Raw genomic sequence first — 15,830 nt, forward strand, 5'->3', positions numbered from 1 at the left:
TTCAGTGGGTAGGTCGTTGGTGGCCAGTATCAACGGCTGATTGCATCCTGAGTAGCGGGTAGTTGCGCTAGTCTGTGTAAACCAAAAGTTTAGAGTGGCGACATGGAAAGCCTCAGTAGCATCGAGTGTTTCGTCCGCAGTGCGGAGGTCGGCAGTTTCGCCGAAGCTGCGCGTCGTTTGAGTCTGACGCCAGCAGCGGTGGGCAAGAGTGTCGCCAAGCTGGAAGCCCGACTCGGTGTCCGGCTGTTCCAGCGCAGTACGCGTCGCCTGACCCTCACAGAAGCCGGTCAGCGCTTCCTCGGTGAGGTCAGCGCAAGCCTCAATACCATTCAGAATGCCGTCGCTAATCTGGCCAGCGTCGAGGGGCAGCCGGCCGGCACGCTCAAGGTCAGCATGGGCACAGTCTTTGGTCGCCTCTATATCGTGCCCTTGCTGGGTGAATTCCTGCGGCGCTTCCCGGCGATCACGCCAGACTGGCACTTCGATAATCGTCAGGTGGATTTGATTGGCCAAGGCTTCGACGCGGCCATCGGTGGTGGCTTCGATCTGCCTCAAGGTGTGGTCGCGCGCAGGCTCGCACCGGCGCATCGGGTGTTGGTCGCGTCACCAGCGTATCTGGCTGAACATCCAGCCCTGGTCAACCCGCAAGACTTGCAAGGGTGCGCGGGAATTTTGATTCGTTCGCCGCAAACGGGACGTGTACGTTCCTGGCCACTGACCAACCGGGCACAGGAACACAGCCCGCTGAACCTGACACTGCGCATGACCATGAGCGATTCGGAAGCAGCCTGCGCCGCTGCCGAACAAAGTTTGGGCATCGCGCTGGTGAGCATGCCTTTCGCTGCGCCGTATTTGTGCGACGGCACCTTGCTGCGAGTGTTGCCAGAGTGGTACGTCGATGACGGCAACATTTCGCTGTACTACAGCGAACATAAGCTGCTGCCTGGGAAAACCCGGGCTTTTGTCGATTTTTTAATCGAGCAGTTTGCTCAACAGAAACTGGCGCAGGTGTTTAGCGCCCTATGACGGGGCCCACAATGAATATTCATGCCAAGCGTTTTGCACGACACCACTGGAAAACTGGCTGCGTGCCGATTCCATAACGCAGGCGGTGGTTGTTGGCGTAGCGACTAACAACTCAGTGGAGTCGACCGCGCGCAGTGGCGGCAATCTGGGGTTCGAGGTGCTGGTGCCTCACGATGCCTGTTTTACATTTGATCAGGCCGACTTCTTTGGCGCTCCGCATGCGGCACAGGAGGTACACGCTATGTCGTTGAGCAACCTGCATGGCGAGTATGCGACGGTGCTGTCGACTGCTGAAATTCTTGCTGGGATGAGTCGGGCCTGATGAGGCTGGCACCCACGAATGCGGAATATCGGGATACCAAGAGAGGGGCGAGCGTTGCGTTTTATGCAAATATGACGGGCGCGAAAAGGTCAGTCGAAGACCTGAAAAGGCGATTCGGGAGTTTAACAATTGGACGGTAATTTTTCTTGATGAATGTCGTGTCCCCACTGGAGGCCTATCAACAGGCCATAGATGAGCAAGGATTCAAGCCCGATGCGGCGCAGTTGAAGGCCGTTCGGTTGTTGCAGGAATGCTACGTGGCGCTGCACGAGAGCAAGCACCGGTCGCCAATCAAGGGTGTTTACCTGTGGGGCCCCGTAGGGCGAGGCAAGACCTGGTTGATGGACCGCTTTTACGAGAGTTTGAAAGTGCCGGCCCGACGCCAGCATTTCCATCACTTCATGCGTTGGGTGCATATCCGGTTGTTCCAGCTAACCGGCACGGCCAACCCGTTGAGAGCGCTGGCCCGCGAACTGAGTCAGGAAGTGCGGGTGTTGTGTTTCGATGAACTGTTTGTCAGTGACATCGGCGATGCGATCATTCTGGGTGGCTTGTTGCAGGTGATGTTCGAGGAAGGCGTGGTGCTGGTGTCCACCTCCAATCAACCGCCGGAGCAGCTGTATGCCGATGGCTTCAACCGCCAGCGGTTGGTTCCGGCCATCGACGCGATCAACCGTGACATGACGGTGGTGAGCGTCGACGGTGGCGAAGATCATCGTCTGCATCCGGGGCAATTGCATCAGCGTTATTGGCTCAGCCAGCCGGATCAGCCGAGCGTTCTGGGTGACGTGTTCAAACGCCTGAGCGCGGGTCAAACGGTGTCGAGCGAGCCGGTCGCGTTTGGCCGTCGCAGCGTGAATGCGGTGCAGCACAGCGAGAAGGTGCTGTGGTGCCGTTACGCCGACGTCTGTGAACAGCCGCTGGCAGCGATGGATTTCATTGATTTGTGCGACCGATTCTCGGTGATTCTGATCAGCGAAGTGCCTGCGCTGAGCGCCAAACAGCGCGAAGGAAAAATCGCCCGAGGGACTGAGGACGCGGCCGTGCAGGTCGCCGCCGGTGATCGGGAACTGCCGCAGCTGTCAGTGCATGACGACGGTGTGCGGCGCTTCATCGCGCTGGTCGACGAATGCTATGACCGTCGCGTGCCGTTGTATGTCGAAGCGCAGGTGCCGCTTGAGCAGTTGTACACCGAGGGTTATCTGGCCTTTGCCTTCCGCCGCACCCTGAGCCGCCTTCAGGAAATGCAGCTGGAGCGGTTCGCCCCCTTATGATCGGTGCACCCTCTGATCGCGCTATTGCTATCCATATCGTGCATGTCTCAACCGTTCAGCACGAAACGGATAGAGGTCTGCACTAAACGGATATTGCGCAGACCGCTGGATTTCTAACCTTGGCAGGCCTTGATAACAACAATAAAAGAGTCCCGCCATGCGAAAAATAGACGTCCACACCCTGGTCGACGAGGCCAGGTTCAATCGCTTTCATTGGTTGGTGCTGTTCTGGTGCGCCTTGATCATCATTTTTGACGGTTACGATCTGGTGATCTACGGCGTGGTATTGCCGGTGTTGATGGTCGAGTGGGGGCTGACACCCTTGCAAGCTGGCGCATTGGGAAGCTATGCGCTGTTCGGCATGATGTTCGGTGCGCTGTTCTTCGGCCCGCTTTCGGACAAGATCGGGCGCAAGAAAGTCATCGCCATCTGCGTCACGCTGTTCAGCGGTTTCACCGTCCTGAACGGCTTTGTCACCAACCCCACCGAATTTGGCATCTGCCGCTTTATCGCTGGCCTTGGCATCGGCGGCGTCATGCCCAATGTCGTGGCGTTGATGAGCGAATACGCACCGAAAAAAATCCGTAGCACGCTGGTAGCGATCATGTTCAGCGGCTACTCGGTGGGCGGCATGTTGTCCGCTGGTTTGGGCATCGTGTTGTTGCCGCGTTTTGGGTGGCAGTCGGTGTTTTTCGTCGCTGCGATTCCGTTACTGCTATTGCCGCTGATTCTCTGGTTTTTGCCGGAATCGGTGGGCTTCATGGTCCGCGAGGGACGCAGGCAGCAGGTCGCCCACGTGCTGCAACGCATCGAGCCGGGTTACACCGCACAGCCCGATGATCAGTATCAGATGGCTGCGATAAAAGCTGACGGTGCCCCGGTGTTGCAGCTGTTTCGCGAAGGACGGGCGCTCAGCACACTCATGCTGTGGGTCGCCTTTTTCTGCTGCCTGCTGATGGTTTACGCGCTCAATTCCTGGCTGCCGAAGTTGATGGCCAGCGCCGGTTATGGCCTGGGCTCAAGCTTGATGTTTTTGCTGGTACTGAACTTCGGCGCGATATTCGGCGCTGTTGGCGGTGGTTGGCTGGGCGATAAATTCAACCTGCAGCGAGTGTTGGTGGTGTTCTTCGCCATCGCCTCGGTGTCCATCAGTCTGTTGGGGTTCAACAGCCCGGGCTGGATGCTCTACAGCCTGATCGCGATTGCCGGTGCGACCACCATTGGTTCGCAGATTTTGCTGTACGCCATGGGTGCGCAGTTCTACGCGCTTGCCATCCGCTCTACCGGATTGGGTTGGGCCTCGGGCGTGGGGCGTAGCGGCGCCATCGTCGGCCCGATTCTGGGTGGTGCGCTGTTCGGTATTGGCCTTCCGTTGCACTACAACTTCATGGCTTTCGCAGTGCCTGGCGCAGTGGCGGCGCTGGCGATGTGCTTCGTCTATCGGCGCCAGGTATCGCCGGTAGTCGCACCGGTGGAGGTCCAGGTTCGGTCCTGATCGTGTGCTGGAGCTGGGTATTGCCCGAGACATCGCTTTTTGTCGAGCAACGGAAACCATGAAAACACTGATTAAAGACTTCTCCTTGTCCGCTGCCGTCGCCGGTTTTATCGCGACGATTATTTCCTATGCAGGGCCATTGGTGATCATCTTCCAGGCGGCGAAAAGCGCAGGACTGCCTGCCGATGTGCTGTCGTCCTGGGTTTGGGCGATTTCCATCGGCAGCGGCGTGTTGGGCATTTACTTGAGCCTGCGCTTCAGGGTTCCGGTGGTGATCGCCTGGTCGGCGCCCGGCTCGGCGTTGTTGGTGGCGCTGCTGCCGGGCATCAGTCTGAATGAGGCGGTGGGGGCGTATATCGTCTCCAGCCTGATCATTCTGCTGGTGGGCGTGTCCGGTGCGTTTGACCGCATCGTTGGCAAACTGCCTGCGGCGATTTCGGCCGCGATGTTGGCGGGGATTCTGTTCAGTTTCGGCACCCAGTTGTTTGTGTCGATGAAGGACAAGCCGTTCATGGTGTTGGCGATGTTTGTCACCTATCTACTGTTCAGGCGTATGAAACCACGTTACGCGGTGTTGGCGGTGCTGGTTGTGGGCTGCGTGATCGCTGTGGCAGCCGGGGAGTTGAACCGCTCTGCGCTGGTGATCGATGTGGCGAAACCGCTGTGGATCAGCCCTGAATTCAGTTGGCATGCGTTGCTCAATATCGCCTTGCCGCTGGTGATGGTGGCGTTGACCGGGCAGTTCGTGCCGGGCATCGCGGTATTGCGCAACGACGGTTACCACACGCCTGCCAGCCCGATCATTGCCAGCTCGGCGCTGGGCACGTTGTTGCTGGCGCCATTCGGTTGCCACGGGCTGAACCTGGCAGCGATCACCGCGGCCATCTGCACGGGGCGTGAGTCTCATGAAGACAAGAGCAAACGCTATGTCGCCGGAGTGATGGGCGGGGTGTTGTACCTGTTGCTGGGCATCTTCGGTGCGACCCTGGTGTCGATCTTCAGCGCTTTCCCCAAGGCACTGATCGCGGCACTGGCCGGGCTGGCGTTGTTTGCCGCTATTGCGGGCGCATTGGCCGGGTCCATGGCCGAACCCAAGGATCGCGAAGCCGCACTGATTACCTTCCTGGTCACGGCATCAGGCATGTCATTGCTGGGGCTTTCGGCGGCGTTCTGGGGCTTGATCTTCGGGCTCCTGGCACACCTGCTATTGACGTTTGGGAGAGTGAAAAAAGCCGGGGCGCTAGTGGCCCCGGTACAAGCAAGGTAGCAAGGTAAAAAGGTACGGATCGGGAGCGTCCGTTACTCGCATCAATCCATCGATCTCTGACTGACTGTCGCGGTTTTTAAACCCACGCCACGGTATAGGGATCGTTTGACCTAATAAAAACAAGAGTGACCCTATGAAAAACAGTGCGAGCGTCATCGGAATAATGGTTTCAGCGGCGGTGGCCGGTAGTTTTTGCGAAGTGGCGCGTGCAGACGAAAGTGCGTTCTTCAAGGACTCGACGGCAACCTTGCAGGCGCGTAACTACTACTTCAGCCGCGACTATTCCGGCATCGTCGGCCCCAACAAACAGTCAAAGGCCGAGGAGTGGGCACAGGGCTTCATTCTCAACATGAAGTCCGGCTACACCGAAGGGGTCGTGGGGTTCGGGGTGGATGCCCTCGGCACACTGGGGATCAAACTCGACAGCAGTCGGGATCGGGTGAAGACCGGCTTACTGCCCTTGCACACCGACGGCCAATCCGCCGACGAATACAGCGAGGTGGCTGGCACACTGAAAATGAAAGTGGGCAAGACCGAACTGCGTGTGGGTGAACTGCAACCCAATCTGCCCGTACTGGCGTTCAGCGATATCCGCTTGTTGCCGCCGACCTACCAGGGCGCCAGCGTGGTCTCCACGGATATTGAAGGCTTGACCCTTAATGCCGGTCAATTGCGCTCTACCAACTTGCGCGACTCCACCAATGACCAGCAGATGTACGCGCTGATCAATGACCCGACAAACCCACGGCGTATCGCCAGTATCACCTCCGATCGTTTCAACTACGCGGGTGCTGACTACACCTTCAACGACAAGCGCACCACGGTCGGCATCTGGCAGGCCCAGCTCAAAGATATCTACCAGCAACGCTTCTACAACCTCAAACACATCGAGCCGTTCGGCAGCTGGAAACTGGGGGCGAACCTGGGCTTTTACGACGCTCAGGATGATGGACAGAGCAAAGCGGGCAGCCTCGACAACCACGCGTTTTACTCGCTGATGTCCGCCGCCCACGGAGGGAATACCTTTTACGTCGGCTATCAGGCGATCAATGGCAAAGACGGCTTCTTGCGTATTGGCGACAACATTTCGCCATTGGGTAACGAAGTGCCGACTTATGAGTTCGCCGCCCCTAAAGAGCGCTCCTGGCAACTGCGCGACGAGTACAACTTCGCCGCCATTGGCCTACCGGGTCTGGTGGTTGGCGCGCGCTACCTCAAGGGCGATAACGTCAATACCGGGCGGGGCTTCGAAGGCAAGGACTGGGAGCGTGATCTGGACATTGGCTACGTGATCCAGAGCGGACCATTCAGGGATGTGGGCATGCGCATTCGCAACGCGACAGCGCGTTCCAACTACCGCACCGACATCGACGAAAATCGGCTGATCCTGAGCTATACCATCAAGCTGTTCTGATCCGGACGTTGCTGTCGGAGTCCTGATGGGCTCCGGCAGCGACACCTCACGAGGCGTTTCTGCGGCGATGGGCCAGCAAGTGCTTGCTGCCTTCAAACATCAATACCAGCACGGCCAGCCAGATCGGCAGGTATGTCAGCCATTCGTCACGGCCGATACTTTCCCCCAGCAGCAAGGCGACGCCGACCAGAAGTACGGGTTCAACATAACTGAGCAGGCCGAACAGGCTGAAGGCCAGCATGCGACTCGCAAGAATATAACTGACCAGTGCTGAAGCGCTGATCATGCCCAACAGTGGAATCAACAGGTACAGCCTTGGATGTTCGGCGACGGCGCTGGGGTCACCGTTGAGGATGAACCAGGTTGCGATGGGCAGCAGCAGGGTCATGTCGAACCACAGACCGCCGAGATTATCGTTGCCCAACCTGCGCCGTAGCACGAAATACATTGGATAACCGAGGGCCACCAACAGGGTTTCCCAAGAGAAGCTGCCGACCCGGTACAGCTCATTGGCGACGCCGATCAGGGCAAAAAAAGCGGCTATTTTTTGCAGCCGTGACAGGTGTTCGCCGTAGGCGATTCGGCCGGTCACGATCATCGTCAGTGGTAATAGAAAATACCCCAGTGACACTTCCAGGCTCCGGCCATGCAGCGGTGCCCACATGAAGAGCAGGAGCTGCGCACCGAGCAGCGTCGAAGACAGCAGCATGCCGATCAGCAGGGTCGGCTTTTTTCGCAGGCGTCGGCCGATTTGGCAAACCAGCGGCCAATCACCACTGATAATCATGAACAGCGTTACGCAGGGCACGGTGAGCAGCATGCGCCAACCGAAGATCTCTTCACCACTCAGAGGGGGCATCAGCGAAGTATAGAAATACATGACCCCGAACAGGATCGAGGCCATAACCGACAGTACAACACCTTTTGACACAAGATCCTCGCGCGGCTTCAAGCTTTTATAGGGAGCTTGTTTTGTGAAGGGCTCTCCGGTTTTAACCTTGAGAGAAGCGGCGCACAGTCTAGCTGATCCTCCATGGCAGGACAGGACGGACTCCGTTCAGCTTTCCTGTGAATCCGGAACGAAACATTTGGTTAGGCCGTGAGCTTTGTTAGGCTGCTGCGATTGCCCGGTTGAACCTGCCCGGGGTTATCGAAGGACGCCCCATGACGGCCATCAGCACCGCGGCACCGGTTATCCCGGGCCGAATGGAACAGTTTTCCACGCGTATCGGGTTTTTTATCGCCGGGTTCGGCATCGCAGCGTGGGCGCCGTTGGTGCCCTATGCCAAGGCGCGGGTCGGGCTGAATGACGGGACTCTCGGGTTATTGCTCCTGTGTTTGGGGGTCGGCTCGATCATCGCCATGCCGTTGGCAGGGGCGCTCGCGGCGCGGTTCGGATGCCGCAGTGTCTTGATCGTCTCCAGCGTGTTGATTTGTCTGTGCCTGCCCTTGCTGGCGTCAGTTTCCAGTCTGTCGTTGCTGGTGGCGACGCTGTTCGTGTTTGGCGCGAGCATGGGCGCACTGGACTGCACGGTGAACATTCAGGCGATCATCGTCGAACGGGCCAGTGGCAAGACCATGATGTCGGGCTTTCATGGCTTGTTCAGCCTGGGAGGGATCATCGGTGCTGGCGGGGTCAGTGGCTTGCTCAGTGCGGGTGCTTCGCCGTTGATCGCGATGTGGGTGGTGGTTGCCTTTATGGTCATTGCTCTGCTCAGAGCCTCGCCGCATTTCCTCACCTATGGCAGCGAAAGCGATGGCCCGGCGTTTGCCGTGCCCCACGGCGTGGTGCTGTGTATTGGTTTGCTGTGCTTTACCGTGTTCCTCACCGAAGGCGCAATGCTCGATTGGAGTGCGGTGTTCCTCAGTTCCTTGCGTAATGTCGATCCGTCTTATGCCGGGCTGGGCTATGCGGTGTTCGCCCTGACCATGACCCTCGGCCGGTTTTTTGGCGATGCCATCGTTCGTCGAGTCGGGGCCAATCGCGTCATTATTCTCGGCGGCCTGTGCGCAGCGCTGGGGTTGGCACTGTCTACACTGATCCCCTCGTGGGAAGCGGCGTTGCTTGGTTACGCGCTGGTCGGTGCCGGTTGTTCCAACATCATTCCAGTGCTCTACAGCGCTGTTGGCCGACAAAAGGTCATGCCAGAAAACGTGGCTGTCCCGGCGATCACCACCCTGGGGTACGCCGGCATCCTTGCCGGTCCAGCGCTCATTGGCTTCATCGCCCACGCCAGCAGCCTGAGCCTGGCCTTTCTGATTGTTGCCGTGTTGCTGCTGGGTGTTTCGGTGAGTGGGCGTATCTTGAAGGTATGAACCACTAAGGTTCAGGACCTTGGTGTCGTTGGGAGCGACGACGCCAACAGATCACCGATCAACACGTAGTGCGGTGCCTCCGAGGGCAGTTGCGCTGCGAATTCGCCAACGACTTCCTGGGTCAGGCTGACGATGTCTTCAACCAGCTCCATGCCCGCGCCGGTACGCCAACTGGCGACGATGTCCATGGCAGGCGGCAGGGGAACGTCATGGATCAGTGTCAGGACGCCCTGCGCCAGTTCTCCACGCACCAGCGCTGCTGGCAATGCACCGATGCCGAAGCCGTCGCGCACCAGGCGGGTGATGGCGGAGGCCGAGTTCACGCAATTGATGCGCTGCGTCACGATGTTGGCTGTGTGCAGCATGTTCAGGATGTCCTGGTGCGGGCGTGAGTTCCGCGAAAAGGTCACGATGCGTTCCAGCGACAGCTCTTCGAGCGAGGCGTAAGGCCGGTCATAGGCCGAGCCGGTCGGCACCACCCAATGCATCGGGTAGCGGGCCAGTACCGTGTTGCGCACCGAGTCGAAGCGCAGCACATCAGTCTGGAAAATAATGTCCTGATAACCCTTTTCCAACTGCACGCACAGGTTGCTGGCAGTGTCGGCGGTCAGTTCGATCTCCAGCGCCGGGTAACACTTCATCAGGCGTGTTACCAAAGGGCTGAGCCAGGTGTGTATCACCGTATCCATCGCCCCGATACGAATCCGCCCGCGTACCTGTCGCGGGTCCTTGATCGCGTCTTTCATGCTCTGCATCGTGTCCATGATGTGTTCGGCGTATTCCAGCACGCGCAAACCTTCAGTGGTCAGCGAAACCCCCTTGGAATCACGAACGAACAGGCGCACACCCATTTCATCCTCCAGGGCGGCAATGCGGCTGGAAATAGACGCCTGGGTGCTGAACAGTTTCTCTGCCGTGAGCCTGAAGCTTTTCAGGCGGGCGACCCAGACGAAGGTTTCCAGAAATTTGAGATTCACCGAGTCGGTTCCTTGCTGTTTAAGGGTGTAGCGGGTTTCGCATGCCGCAGAGACAGAGTGAGCGTCACCGTGTAGGGGTAGCACTGACCCTTTGGAAATTGCAGGTTATATGCCAGCACCTCTACAGAAATTGTTATGGGGTATAGCGGTTTTTTCTCGTTGGACACAGCTGTCGGCGTACCGAAAGATTGCTGGAGAATGAGAGAGGACTCCATGAATAACAACAATCAAAACTATGTTTGCATCGCTCCGTACCTCTGGTGGTTCACAGGATGATTATTCGACGTCTGGCCTGAGCCTTGTCACCTGACCCACAGAACGAGATCCTTATTATGCAAACCGCTATTAACCTCTGGCCGCTGCTGGGCGTGCTGGTCATCGTCATTGGCTTCGTGCTGCGCTTCAATCCGATGCTGGTGGTCGCCCTCGCGGCCGTGGTCACCGGTTTTGCCGCGAGCATGCCGTTGGACACTATTCTTGCGACCATCGGCAACGGGTTCATCAAAACCCGCACCTTGCCCCTGATCATCCTGTTGCCGCTGGCGGTCATCGGCCTGCTGGAGCGCCACGGTTTGCGTCTGCATGCGCAAAGCTGGATTGCCCGGTTCCAGAGCGCGACGGCCGGTCGCCTGTTGATTGCTTACCTGTTTGTCCGCGAAATCACTGCTGCGGTGGGGCTGACAAGCCTGGGCGGGCACCCGCAGATGGTCCGACCATTGTTGGCGCCCATGGCTGAAGGCGCTGCCGAGGCGCGGTTCGGCAAGCTGCCGGAAGCAGTGCGTTTTCGATTGCTGGCGCTATGCGCGGCAACGGACAACGTCGGGCTGTTCTTCGGCGAAGACATATTCGTCGCCTTTGGCGCTATCGCCTTGATGCACACCTTTCTGCTGGGCTCGGGGATCGACGTTGACCCGATGCACATTGCGTTCTGGGGTATTCCAACGGCGATCTGTGCGTTCGTGATCCACGCCATACGGCTGCATCGCTTTGATCGATTGTTGGGACGTGAACTGCAAGCCAGCCCGGCTGTGAAGGAGCTTGCGCAATGATCATCTCGATTCAATACCTGTACTGGTTGGCGGGGGTGATTCTGGCGATCACCTCGGTCATGACGCTCACCGATAAAAGTAATCCGAAGCGCTGGAGCACCGGTTTATTCTGGGGCCTGTTCAGCATCGCGTTTCTGGTGGGCGAGCAGTTGCCACCCGCGCTGGTTGGCGTCGGTGTGCTGGCGATGGCTGCCATCGCCGGGTGCGGCGGGGTTGGGATGGGTAAACATCATGACCTGCCCGACAAGGCTCGTCGGGCAAGCGCCGGGCGCTTAGGCAACAAACTGTTCATCCCGGCACTGGCGATTCCGCTGGTGACTGTGATCGGCGCGGTCTTTCTGAAAAACGTCAAATTCGGCGACGTGGCCTTGCTTGATCCGGCCAACAGCACCTTTGTCTCGCTGGGCATCGGCTGCCTGATCGCGCTGTCGTTGGCGTGCTGGCTGACCCGCGACACCCCGGTGCAGGCGATGCGTGAGTCACGCCGTCTGACGGAGGCGCTGGGGTGGGCGCTGGTACTGCCGCAAATGCTCGCCATGCTCGGGCTGTTGTTCAATGACGCAGGCGTTGGCAAGGCGGTGGCGCACCTGGCCACGGCCTACATCAACCTCGACTTCCGCTTGGTGGCGGTGATGGTCTACGTGTTGGGCATGGCCCTGTTCACCGTGGTCATGGGCAACGGTTTCGCCGCCTTTCCAGTGATGACGGGGGGTATTGGCGTGCCGTACTGGTCGGCATGTACGGCGCCAACCCTGCGGTGATGGCTGCCATCGGCATGTTCTCCGGTTACTGCGGAACACTGATGACGCCCATGGCCGCCAACTACAACATTGTCCCGGCGGCGTTGCTGGAGTTACCGGACAAGTACGCGGTGATCAAGGCGCAGATCCCCACGGCGCTGGCGATGCTGGTGGTCAATATCGTGTTGTTGTACGTGCTGATGTGATGTTTTAAATCACCCGGCAACGCTGCTCTGTTTGAGTACGAACGGTTTCTCCACCGGAGCAGCGGCGCTGGCAGGTGTTCTACCGGACTTCAACAGCGTTTGAATCGCCTGGCTGTAAGCTTCACGCCCCAGGCTCATGCTGTTGTTGTGTGTGCCGCCAGGGACCAGCAACAAGCGTTTGGGTTCTCGGGCGGCCTGATACAGCTCTTCACTGAAGCGCGATGGCACATAAGGGTCATCCATGCCGTGCACGATCAGTACCGGCATGTGGATCTCAGCGATTTTGTCGATGGAATCGAACTTTTGCGACAACAGCCAGCGCACCGGCAGCGACGTGTTGGCGACAGCCGTCGCCACGTCAGCGAGGGTGGTGAAAGTGGATTCGATGATCAGCCCCCGCGCCTGCTTTTTACCGCCGTCGCGTTCAGCATCGCGACCCAGTTCGGCGGCCAGATCAATCGCCACGGCACCGCCCAGTGAATGGCCGTACAGCAGGCGTTTTGTGGCGTCGGGCTGCAAGGTTTTCAGACGCGCCCAGGCGATGCGTGCATCCTCGTACACCGAGGTCTCCGATGGTAGTGACCCCAGGCTCTGACCGAAGCCGCGGTAGTCGATGGCCAGTACAGAGAAACCCATGGCATGCAGTTGCTCGATGCGGAAAAACTGGCCCGTCAGGTTCCACCGTGTTCCGTGCAGGTACAGCACAGCGGGCGCGCTGGCTTTAGCTGCTGGCCACCACCAGGCATGGATGTTTTGCGAGTCGCCAAAATTTGGCGCCTTGAGTTCCAACTCTTCAACGTCGGCTGGCAAACCGTGATACCAACTGGCGGTGCCTGGCTCGATCTGGAACAGCAGCGTGCGCTCTTCGTGCTTAAGCACCGAGCAACTCAACGGCATGCCGAGGATCACCAGCGTCATGCATAGCAGCCTCAACCAGTGGGCTTTGAGGCGCGAAAAAAATAACGTCGGCATGGTGTGTCTCGGCGTTGAAGGTCGTCAGTCGATGGATTGGCCTTAGTGCGCAACAGCTGGCGAAGGCGGCGTGTCAGGCATACACGCGTCATGTGGATCGCAGGCAAGTCTCCCACAGACCTGTGAAGGCGCAAACGTGTTCGCGAAGCTTTTGCAGCTGCACTCATTACAGCCCTTTGCCCACTAGCACTGGATCAGCGCGATAAAGGGTCGGCTCCATCTGCTTGAGATACTCCACTTTCGGCAGGTCATTGATGACGATGTAGGGACTGCTCGGGTTCAACGTCAGGTAGTTCTGGTGGTAGGTTTCGGCCGGGTAAAACGCTTTGTTGTTTTCAATCCGGGTGACGATGGGTGCGTTGAACGCTTTGGATGCGTCAAGTTGGGCGATGTAGGCCTTGGCGATTTTTTCCTGCAGCGGGTTCTGCGGGAAAATCGCCGAGCGGTATTGGGTGCCGCTGTCGGGGCCTTGTCTGTTCAATTCGGTTGGGTTGTGGGCCACCGAGAAGAACACCTGCAGCAAGCGTCCATAAGTGATTGTTGTCGGGTCGTAGGTGATCTGTACCGACTCCGCATGCCCGGTGTCGCCGGAACTGACCTGACCATACTCTGCCGTGTTGGCGGCGCCGCCCGCGTAACCGGACACCGCGTTCTCGACGCCGCGCACGTGCTGGAATACGCCTTGAACACCCCAAAAGCATCCGCCAGCGATTACGGCCACTTCGCGGTGGGCGGTGCCGACAGGCTCATCCAGAGCGGGTGGGGCGATGGCAACGGCTTTTTCGGCCGAACACGCGGTTTGCGACAGGCCCAGTAGCAAGGTGATCAGGCTGACGCCAGCCAGTTTCAACGGCAACCACGAAGTCGATCTCTTTTCGCCCACTGTAGAAGTACTCATTTTTTTCATCCTCACGTTCATCATTGAGAAAATCGCACGCTGTGAAGGCAGAACCACGTGATCAACCGAATGTAAATGCGTAGGCCTGGACGCCGGGGTCGAGGAATTCAATGGCAAAGGTGTGATCGATAATGGGTCCTGCCTGGCGTACCAGCTGATAAAGGCGCTGTTCGGTCACCGTGCCGTCACCATTGGGCGCGATGTCAGTACCGTGATCCTCACCGGGCGCCGTGCCGTCGATGCTGACCCGAAAGCGCACAGGTTTGCCGTCGGGCCCCGGGCCGAGAACCAGGTGCAGGTCTCGCGCATGAAAGCGATAGACGATACGGCCGGGGGCGTGTTCAAGGACGACCTGTTCAGGTTTGGCCGTCCACGTGCCGACCAGTCCCCATTGGTTCAGGAGCGGTTGCACCGGGGTGACGTAGGTCTGGGCCTTGTCCGCCACTTCATCGCCTGCCGACGCGAAGTTCTGTGCACGCGCGTAACCCAGATAGGTTTCGGGCGAGCTTACCTCCGCATCATCTGCGGCCATCTGGACGCCTTGAGCATCGGCAGCCGTGACCATGCCTCGGGCAACATTTGTATGGCCGGCTTCTGCCAGCAATTGTTGGATGACGCGCTCAGACTGCGCGTAGTTACCCTCACCAAAATGGTGGTAACGAATATTGCCTTGAGCGTCGATAAAGTAATGCGCTGGCCAATACTGATTGTTGAAGCCACGCCAGATCGCGTAGTCGTTGTCGAGGGCGACCGGGTAATTGATACCCAGATCACGCACCGCTTTGCGCACGTTATCGACGTCTCGTTCAAAGGCAAATTCGGGCGCGTGCACGCCGATCACCACCAAACCCTGATCATGGTATTTCTTCGCCCAAGCGTTGACGTAAGGCAGGCTGCGCAGGCAGTTGATGCAGGAATATGTCCAGAAGTCGATGACCACGACTTTGCCCTTCAGCTCTGCGGCGGTGAGCGGGGCAGCGTTCAGCCATGTAACCGCGCCGGAGAGGTCGGGCAACGAGCCTTCTACCGGCAGGTTCAGGGCTGAGTCGGCGACGTCCTTAAGACTCACGCTCATCGTGACGCCGCTCGGGCTGCTTTCGCTCGGTGCAACCGGCGACAGGGTATTGAGCAGCTTTTGCTCAAGTCCGGCTGTCGCCACGCTGGATACGTTGGTCAGCAGCCCTGTGTCCAGCCCCAGCGCGATAGCGACGACGCCGATTAGCATGGCGATGCCCAGGCCTTGACGCAGCCATTCGCCGGCACCCAATGAGCGTTTCATGGCGGTAAACAGCTTGCCGCCGATGAGCAAGGCAAACGCGAGCGAGGTGGCAGCCCCCGCGGCATAGGCCAACAGCAACAGGGTTGTGCCAACACTGGCGCCATGCAGCGCCGCGCCGGTGAGTACCAGGCCCAGGATGGGACCGGCACAAGGTGCCCATAACAGACCGGTGGCAACCCCGAGTAAAAACGATGATTTGATGCTGGGTGGGCCACCCGGTGTTTGTGCCGATTGGGAAAGACGGTCTCCCGCCGAGACCAGCGGGCGTGTCAAACGCTCGGCCAAATGGGGCATCAACAGGGTCAAGCTGAAGAATGCCATCAGCGCGACGGCCAGCCAGCGTCCATATTGGTTGGCCTGCACCACCCAGCCACCGCCGACGGCCGCCAGGGTGGCGACCGCTGCGAACGTCAACGCCATGCCGCACAATAGCGGCAGGCCACTGCGCCGGAACGGCTCGCCTGAGCGGGCGAATACGAAGGGCAGCACCGGCAGAATGCAGGGGCTGAGAATGGTCAGCACGCCCCCTAGGTACGACAAGATGATTAATAGCATGTGGCTGAATCCTTTTTAGTCGCTGTGGGCTGAGTCATGG

General features: G+C 58.8%; 12 protein-coding genes and 2 pseudogenes. 9 read left to right on the top strand and 5 right to left on the bottom strand.

Going from position 1 to position 15,830, the window contains the following annotated elements; genetic code table 11:
* Positions 1 to 102: 102 nt before the first annotated feature.
* The 6 genes and pseudogenes from K0F75_RS04350 to K0F75_RS04375 all read left to right on the top strand — a co-directional run bounded on the left by K0F75_RS04350 (position 103) and on the right by K0F75_RS04375 (position 6,798).
* Positions 103 to 1,026, top strand: coding sequence for a LysR family transcriptional regulator (locus K0F75_RS04350; protein ID WP_219060622.1), 924 nt, complete (start codon positions 103 to 105; stop codon positions 1,024 to 1,026).
* A 28-nt stretch (positions 1,027 to 1,054) separates the two neighbouring features.
* Positions 1,055 to 1,348, top strand: a pseudogene (locus K0F75_RS04355) (isochorismatase family protein); the annotation flags it as partial.
* A 149-nt stretch (positions 1,349 to 1,497) separates the two neighbouring features.
* Positions 1,498 to 2,622 (top strand): cell division protein ZapE, encoded by a 1,125-nt coding sequence (gene zapE, locus K0F75_RS04360; RefSeq protein WP_219060623.1) that lies wholly within the window; start codon positions 1,498 to 1,500, stop codon positions 2,620 to 2,622.
* Between the two features lie 157 nt (positions 2,623 to 2,779).
* On the top strand, positions 2,780 to 4,117 hold the full coding sequence (locus K0F75_RS04365; protein WP_219060624.1) for an aromatic acid/H+ symport family MFS transporter: 1,338 nt from the start codon (positions 2,780 to 2,782) through the stop codon (positions 4,115 to 4,117).
* A gap of 58 nt (positions 4,118 to 4,175) precedes the next feature.
* Entirely contained in the window at positions 4,176 to 5,384 is a 1,209-nt protein-coding gene (locus K0F75_RS04370) for a benzoate/H(+) symporter BenE family transporter (protein WP_219060625.1), read from the top strand.
* A gap of 133 nt (positions 5,385 to 5,517) precedes the next feature.
* Entirely contained in the window at positions 5,518 to 6,798 is a 1,281-nt protein-coding gene (locus tag K0F75_RS04375) for an OprD family porin (protein WP_219060626.1), read from the top strand.
* Between the two features lie 46 nt (positions 6,799 to 6,844).
* On the opposite strand, the gene rarD is transcribed toward K0F75_RS04375, so the two are convergent.
* A complete protein-coding gene (rarD, locus tag K0F75_RS04380; RefSeq protein ID WP_219060627.1) occupies positions 6,845 to 7,729 on the bottom strand; it encodes an EamA family transporter RarD in 885 nt (294 codons plus the stop codon).
* Between the two features lie 233 nt (positions 7,730 to 7,962).
* On the opposite strand from rarD, the gene K0F75_RS04385 reads away from it, so the two are divergent.
* Complete coding sequence (locus K0F75_RS04385) at positions 7,963 to 9,114, top strand: MFS transporter (RefSeq protein WP_219060628.1); 1,152 nt, start codon at positions 7,963 to 7,965, stop codon at positions 9,112 to 9,114.
* Positions 9,115 to 9,125: 11 nt separating this feature from the next.
* On the opposite strand, the gene K0F75_RS04390 is transcribed toward K0F75_RS04385, so the two are convergent.
* Positions 9,126 to 10,091, bottom strand: a complete 966-nt coding sequence (locus K0F75_RS04390; protein ID WP_257604257.1) for a LysR family transcriptional regulator — start codon at positions 10,089 to 10,091, stop codon at positions 9,126 to 9,128.
* 332 nt (positions 10,092 to 10,423) lie between these two features.
* On the opposite strand from K0F75_RS04390, the gene K0F75_RS04395 reads away from it, so the two are divergent.
* Both K0F75_RS04395 and K0F75_RS04400 read left to right on the top strand, forming a co-directional pair.
* Positions 10,424 to 11,140, top strand: coding sequence for a DUF969 domain-containing protein (locus K0F75_RS04395; RefSeq protein WP_219060629.1), 717 nt, complete (start codon positions 10,424 to 10,426; stop codon positions 11,138 to 11,140).
* Positions 11,137 to 12,086 (top strand): annotated as a pseudogene (locus tag K0F75_RS04400) (DUF979 domain-containing protein). The gene K0F75_RS04395 and the pseudogene K0F75_RS04400 overlap by 4 nt, the downstream one beginning before the upstream one ends.
* Before the next feature lie 9 nt (positions 12,087 to 12,095).
* Here the strand turns inward: K0F75_RS04400 and K0F75_RS04405 are convergent.
* From K0F75_RS04405 to K0F75_RS04415, 3 genes are all read right to left on the bottom strand, one after another.
* On the bottom strand, positions 12,096 to 13,058 hold the full coding sequence (locus K0F75_RS04405) for an alpha/beta hydrolase (RefSeq protein ID WP_374028594.1): 963 nt from the start codon (positions 13,056 to 13,058) through the stop codon (positions 12,096 to 12,098).
* Between the two features lie 166 nt (positions 13,059 to 13,224).
* Positions 13,225 to 13,956 carry a peptide-methionine (S)-S-oxide reductase MsrA gene (msrA, locus tag K0F75_RS04410; protein ID WP_219060631.1) on the bottom strand — a complete coding sequence of 244 codons (732 nt, stop codon included), beginning with the start codon at positions 13,954 to 13,956 and terminating at the stop codon, positions 13,225 to 13,227.
* A 61-nt stretch (positions 13,957 to 14,017) separates the two neighbouring features.
* On the bottom strand, positions 14,018 to 15,790 hold the full coding sequence (locus K0F75_RS04415) for a cytochrome c biogenesis protein DipZ (protein WP_219060632.1): 1,773 nt from the start codon (positions 15,788 to 15,790) through the stop codon (positions 14,018 to 14,020).
* Positions 15,791 to 15,830: the final 40 nt, after the last annotated feature.

It is taken from the genome of Pseudomonas sp. UMAB-08 (assembly GCF_900095225.1).
GTDB lineage: Bacteria > Pseudomonadota > Gammaproteobacteria > Pseudomonadales > Pseudomonadaceae > Aquipseudomonas.